This is a genomic window from Brevibacterium sp. (assembly GCF_022712115.1).
In the GTDB taxonomy this organism is placed as follows: Bacteria; Actinomycetota; Actinomycetes; order Actinomycetales; family Brevibacteriaceae; genus Brevibacterium; species Brevibacterium salitolerans.
This window is the reverse complement of sequence record NZ_JALAHB010000098.1, coordinates 1-5,486: the sequence shown is the minus strand read 5'-3', so window position 1 is coordinate 5,486 and position 5,486 is coordinate 1. Positions and strand designations below refer to the sequence as shown.

Here is a 5,486-nt window from a genome sequence, read left to right as displayed (position 1 = left end):
GCCTGACGGCCCGGGGAGAGGCCGGGGAGAGAGCAGGCCCCGCCCCGGGCCGTCAGGCCCCGTCGTGGAGGGTGACCGCGTAGCCGTCCGGATCCTCGAAGGTGAAGGACACCCCGAACGGACCCGGCTCCGGCGCACGCAGGATGGGGATGCCCGCCTCCACGAGCGCATCGTGGAGCTCCTGCGCCGAGTCGCAGTGCATCCACAGCGCCACGCCTGCTCCCGGGCGCGGGCTCACCTGATCCAGGTCCACACCAGGCAGCGGCTCCCGCACCGCGAAGGGGATGGGGCTGGTGGTGAACACCACCGCGCCGGGAGGTGCGGCGGGCGCGCGGCGCAGGCCCAGCCGCGTCTCGTAGAACTCCGCTGCGCGCTCGAGGTCGCGCACCTGGAGTGCGATGAAGTCCGGTCCGGAGACAGCCATGAGGGCATCCTTTCGATCACTGTGATGTCAGTGTTCTGACATAGAAACCGTATGTCAGAATGCTTACATGAAGCAACACGGCGGGAAGGACCGGTACCGCGATGAGGCCGCCGGCGGTGAAGCCCACGGCGGTGAGCACCTGCACGACGGTGGGGGCGTCCGGGACGGCCACGCAACCGTCCCGGACGGCACGGCACCGGTCGAATCACTGATCGGCTACCTGCTGAAGCAGACGCAGACCGCGCTGCGCGCCCGGATGGACGAGGCACTGCGTCCGCTCGAACTCACCACGCCGCAGTACTCGTGCCTGGAAGCCCTCAACAGCAGGCCCGGAGCCTCCACCTCGGAGATCGCCCGGGCGGTGTTCGTCACCCGGCAGACGATGAACACCCTCCTGCGCGGCCTCCAGGAACGCGGCCTCGTGGAGCGCATCCCCCACTCCTCGGGCGGACGCGCCCTCCCCCTCCGTCTCACAGAGGAGGGCACGCGGCTGCTCGCACGGGCCTCGGCGGAGGCCCGTGCCGTGGAACGCACCATGACGAACGCGCTCCGGCCCGCCCAGCGGGAAGCGCTCGAGGCGGCGCTGCGGGCCTGCACGGAGGCACTGAGCCGCCGCGCGGACCCGCCGGGCGCCGACCGCTAGGCTGGCCCGCATGGATGAGGCCACACTCGCGCAGCTGCTCGACCCCACCGTGCTCACACTGCTGGACGGCATCGAGTACTCGCCGTCCCAGGAGCTCGCACTGGCCACCCGCCTGCGCAAGGACGGGATGAGCCCGGAGCTGGCCCGCGAACTGCTCGCGCAGGCGCAGCTGCGGCAGGAGGCCGAGGCCAAGTTCGGGCCGTTCGCGGAGCGCATGCTCTTCACCCGCGACGGGCTCGCGCAGGCCACCCGCCTCTCCGTCGCCGCGCACCACGCGCGGCGCCTGCTCGCCGCGGAGCCGGGGACGATCGGTGATCTGGGGTGCGGCCTCGGCGGGGACTCCATGGCGATCGCCGGCCTGGGCGGCACGGTCCGTGCAGTGGACGCCGATCCGGTCACGGCCGCTCTGGCCGCCTACAACCTGCGGTCGCTCGACACCGTGACGGTCGAGCAGGGCCTGGCCGAGGAGCAGGACCTCTCCGCCCTCGACGTGCTCTGGCTGGACCCCGCACGCCGCACCGGCGACGGCCGCACCAGCGCCGCTCGCCGTCTCACCGACCCCGAATCCTTCTCCCCCACCCTCACCTGGGCGTTCTCGACGGCCGCACACGTGGAGGGGGTGGGCATCAAGCTGGGACCGGCGCTCGACCACGCACTCATCCCGGACGGCTGGGAGGCGCAGTGGGTCTCGGAATCCGGCGACGTGGTGGAGGTCGCCCTCTTCCACGGCAGCGTCCGGCAGCGCCCGGGCAGGAACGCCCTCGTCCTGGGTGCCGGCTCCGCCCTGCAGATCCACGAGTCGCAGCTGCCGGAGGACGACGAGGAGCGGATCGGCGAACTGGGGACCTACCTGTTCGAGCCCGACGGCGCGATCGTCCGCTCCGGCCTCGTCACCGCGCTCTGCGAACCGCTGGGCATGCGCCGGGTCAGCGAGAAGATCGCCTACCTCACCGGGGACACGCTGCCCACGGGCTCTGCGGCGAACGCCGTGCGGGCCTACGAGATCGCCGAGGTGCTTCCCGCCGGGATCAAGCAGCTGCGCCGTGCGCTCGTGGAGCGCGGGATCGGCCGCGTGGTCATCAAGAAGCGCGGGGCTGACATCGTGCCGGACCAGGTGCGACGCCAGCTCAAGCTCCCGGACGGGGAGGCCGCGACCCTCGTCTTCACCCGGCTGGGCGAGGACCACGTCGTCCTCCTCACCCAGCCCGTGGACCTCAGCGTCCCCGCCGAGGTGTGAGGTCGATCGGACTCGACGGGCGGCCGCACCGCACACAGAAGGGACTCCCCATGTCAGCAGACTCCTCCTCCACCGAGGGCCGTTCTCTCACTGATGCGCGCTCTCGCGCTGAGACCCGCGAGACCGTGCTCGTCACCGTCGACGAGCTCGCGCGGCTGCTCGGAATCAAAGCTTCCTCCGGCGGGACAGGCACCGAGGCCGCGAATGATGCGCCCGTCATCCTCGACGTCCGCTGGAACCTCATGCGTCCGGACGGCCGGGAGGAGTTCGAAGCCGGTCACATCCCGGGGGCGCGCTACGTCTCCCTCGACGAGGAGCTCGCCGACCACTCCTCGCAGGATCCCACCCGCGGCCGGCACCCCCTGCCCAGCGCCGAGGCCTTCGAGGCGACGGCGAACGCCTGGGGTGTGCGTTCGGCCCGGCCCGCCGTTCCAGGTGCGGCCGGCGATGCAGGCGAGCCGGCCTCGGCGGGCACTCCCGTGGTGGTGTACGACGACGCCGGCGGTCAGGCCGCTGCCCGTGCCTGGTGGCTGCTGCGCTGGGCCGGGCATACGAACGTCCGCGTGTTCGACGGCGGCTGGCCCGCGTGGCGCGACGCCGGCTTCCCGGTGGAGACGGGGCCGGGTGCGGGGCCCGCTGAAGACGGAACCGGGATGGGCGCGGGCGGTCAGGCGAGTGCCGGCGGCCAGGTCACGGGAGGCGCCGACGGTGAGAGCAGCGCGACCGGGACCACCGGCGCGAATCCAGCCGGGCGGACTCGCACGTTCACCGTGCACCCCGGCTCCATGCCGGTGCTGACGGCGGACGAGGCCGCGGCCCTCGCGCACGATCCCTCCGGCGTGCTCCTGGACGCGCGGGCACCGGAACGCTATGAGGGCCTGGCCGAACCGATGGATCCCGTCGCCGGGCACATCCCGGGCGCACGGAATGCCCCGGCCGGCCGGAACTCCGAGAACGGGCACCTGCGCAGCGCTGCGGACCTCCGTGCGCACTACCGCGCGCTGGGTGTGCCGGTGGACGCCGAGGCGGACGGCACCTCGGCGGTGGGCGCCTACTGCGGCTCCGGAGTCTCCGCCAGCCACACCGTGCTCGCGCTCGCCAGTCTGGGCGTGGAGGCCGCGCTGTTCCCCGGCAGCTGGTCGGCCTGGTCGAACGATCCTGCCCGCCCCGTCGCCACCGGCCCCGAGGCCTGAGCTCCGCGCGCAGCAGGACGCTGGGCGCTCTCCTCCGCCCCCACCACTTCCTCTTCGCAAGTTACGTCTGCGTAGCAGCCGCCCACCACGGCCGCTACGCAGACGTAACTTGTTTGGGTGAGGCCCTGGGTGTGCGGCAAGGGCAAGTGCCGGACCCGGGCCAGGAGGTGGGCGGGTGCGCGCGCCTACTGCCTGAGGGCGGACTTGGCCTCGGCAGGCGCACCGGCTCCGCCGGAGGCAATGGCCTCGGCTCCGGCGGCGTGAGCACGTCCAGAGCTGGTGATCCCCTCTGCGGAGGTCCTCTTCCGTTCGATCCGCGGGGCCTCGATCCCCGGCTCCCGGAGGAGGAAGGTGAGGAACAGCCCCACCAGGTAGATCGCCGCAAGCACCCAGACCACCGGGGCCACACCCATGAGCGGTACGAGGCCGGCGATCGCCGGTCCCACGAAGTTGGAGAGTCCCGCACCCAGGTTCAGCACGGCCACGGCCGCCGCCTTGTTCTGCGGCGCCAGCAGCGGCACCACTGCCGAGAGCGGCACGTACATGCCGAGCGCGAGCCCGTACACGATCCCGAGGACGAGGACGACCGGGTAGTTCGCCCCCAGACCCTGCGGCACGTAGTAGAAGCCGAGCACCGTGATCGCCGTGGCGAACCCGCCGCCCCAGGCGATGACGTTGAGCCTCCCGCACAGGTCCGAGGCATACCCGGAGATCACATTGGCGAGCACGTTGGCGAACAGCATCGTGCCCCAGATGGAGGACCACTGCGCCTGCGAGAAGCCGACGGTCCCCACCATGTACACGCCCAGGAAGACCGCGAAGGAGTAGTAGGACATCGTGTTGATGATCCGCAGCAGACCGCCCAGTGCGACCTTGGGCCGCTCCGCCATGATCGTGACGCTGGTGACCAGTCCCCGCACCGTCTGCTCCCGTGACATCCGGGACGCCCCCGGCCGCGAGCGGATCAGCACCGCGACCATGAGCGTGGCGAGCGCGACGAAGACCAGTGAGGACCAGAGGGTGCCCAGCGCTCCCCACGGCTCCACCACGATCGCGACGAAGTAGCCGCTGATGACGCCCAGCCCCATCGCGTTGAAGAACCAGTACCAGCCCACGGCCTTGCCCATCACCCGGTCCGGGGTCTCCATCGTCACCCAGACGAGGAAGCCGTACGCGAAGAACGGGTAGCCGACGGCCCGGACGGAGTAGGCCAGGATCATCACGGGGTAGTTCCCGGGCATGACGCCCAGCAGCAGGAACACCACCTCGAAGACGATCCAGATGATCCCGCCCGCCAGCATGACCCGCCGAGGCCCCCACGACTCCGCGAGGGCTCCCGCCAGCCAGGCAGCGACGGCCACCACGATGCCGTAGGTGGTGAAGAGCAGGGCCACTCGGCCGCCGCCAAATCCCAGCTCCGTGAGGTGGTTCGAGAGGAAGCTCAGCTCGATCCCGTCGCCCACCATGAACAGCATGAGCGCGAGGAAGCCCCAGGCCAGTGTGCGCGAGATCCCCTGCCGGTCGAGCAGCCGCGCGAAGGCGGACCCTCCTGCGGACGAGGACGCTGGGTCAGGATGGTGGAACGGTCCGGGGCCCTGAGGAGAAGCGAGTTCCTGAGGCGAGCCGGATACGTGGGGCGAGGCCGGACCCTGTGGAACGCCTTCTGGGGACATGGGGCCTCCTGGTGCAGTGCCTGACCGGTCTGCGGCCGCCCCTCATGACGGACCGCTTCCCGCACTGAAACACAGGTGACTCGCGCCTCTGGCGCCCGATGTCATCGTCCGCCTCCGCATGACACACGACGTCAAGCGAGGTCACGCAGGGCCTCTCAGGCTCCCCGCTGCTCCGGTCCCGTCCACGCCGCTTCCCCCTTGCACGCCTCTTCCACTGCGCGTCTCCCCTCCACGCCTCCGCACCCTCGGCTGCACCTCATCTACAAGTTACGTCTGCGTAGCGGCCGTGGTGGGCGGCTGCTACGCAGACGTAACT

At 71.3% G+C, this 5,486-nt stretch carries 5 protein-coding genes; 3 read left to right on the top strand and 2 right to left on the bottom strand.

Annotated elements, in window-relative coordinates; genetic code table 11:
- Window positions 1-52: 52 nt before the first annotated feature.
- Window positions 53-424: a VOC family protein gene (locus tag Q0A33_RS05940; RefSeq protein ID WP_291794416.1), complete on the bottom strand. Its 372-nt coding sequence runs from the start codon at window positions 422-424 to the stop codon at window positions 53-55.
- A gap of 67 nt (window positions 425-491) precedes the next feature.
- Here Q0A33_RS05940 and Q0A33_RS05935 point away from each other — a divergent pair, with 67 nt between their 5' ends.
- From Q0A33_RS05935 to Q0A33_RS05925, 3 genes are read left to right on the top strand one after another with little or no spacing between them, the layout of a single operon-like run.
- Entirely contained in the window at window positions 492-1,067 is a 576-nt protein-coding gene (locus Q0A33_RS05935; RefSeq protein ID WP_291794414.1) for a MarR family transcriptional regulator, read from the top strand.
- A gap of 10 nt (window positions 1,068-1,077) precedes the next feature.
- Complete coding sequence (locus Q0A33_RS05930; protein WP_291794412.1) at window positions 1,078-2,304, top strand: class I SAM-dependent methyltransferase; 1,227 nt, start codon at window positions 1,078-1,080, stop codon at window positions 2,302-2,304.
- Between the two features lie 50 nt (window positions 2,305-2,354).
- A complete protein-coding gene (locus tag Q0A33_RS05925) occupies window positions 2,355-3,497 on the top strand; it encodes a sulfurtransferase (RefSeq protein ID WP_291794411.1) in 1,143 nt (380 codons plus the stop codon).
- Window positions 3,498-3,682: 185 nt separating this feature from the next.
- Here the strand turns inward: Q0A33_RS05925 and Q0A33_RS05920 are convergent, their stop codons facing one another.
- On the bottom strand, window positions 3,683-5,170 hold the full coding sequence (locus Q0A33_RS05920; protein WP_291794408.1) for an MFS transporter: 1,488 nt from the start codon (window positions 5,168-5,170) through the stop codon (window positions 3,683-3,685).
- Window positions 5,171-5,486: the final 316 nt, after the last annotated feature.

Excerpts from the sequence above, each read along its gene's own strand:
- Q0A33_RS05925 (WP_291794411.1), top strand. The coding sequence starts at position 2,355 with ATGTCAGCAGACTCCTCCTCCACCGAGGGCCGTTCTCTCACTGATGCG.
- Q0A33_RS05930 (WP_291794412.1), top strand. The coding sequence starts at position 1,078 with ATGGATGAGGCCACACTCGCGCAGCTGCTCGACCCCACCGTGCTCACA.
- Q0A33_RS05920 (WP_291794408.1), bottom strand. The coding sequence starts at position 5,170 with ATGTCCCCAGAAGGCGTTCCACAGGGTCCGGCCTCGCCCCACGTATCC.
- Q0A33_RS05935 (WP_291794414.1), top strand. The coding sequence starts at position 492 with ATGAAGCAACACGGCGGGAAGGACCGGTACCGCGATGAGGCCGCCGGC.
- Q0A33_RS05940 (WP_291794416.1), bottom strand. The coding sequence starts at position 424 with ATGGCTGTCTCCGGACCGGACTTCATCGCACTCCAGGTGCGCGACCTC.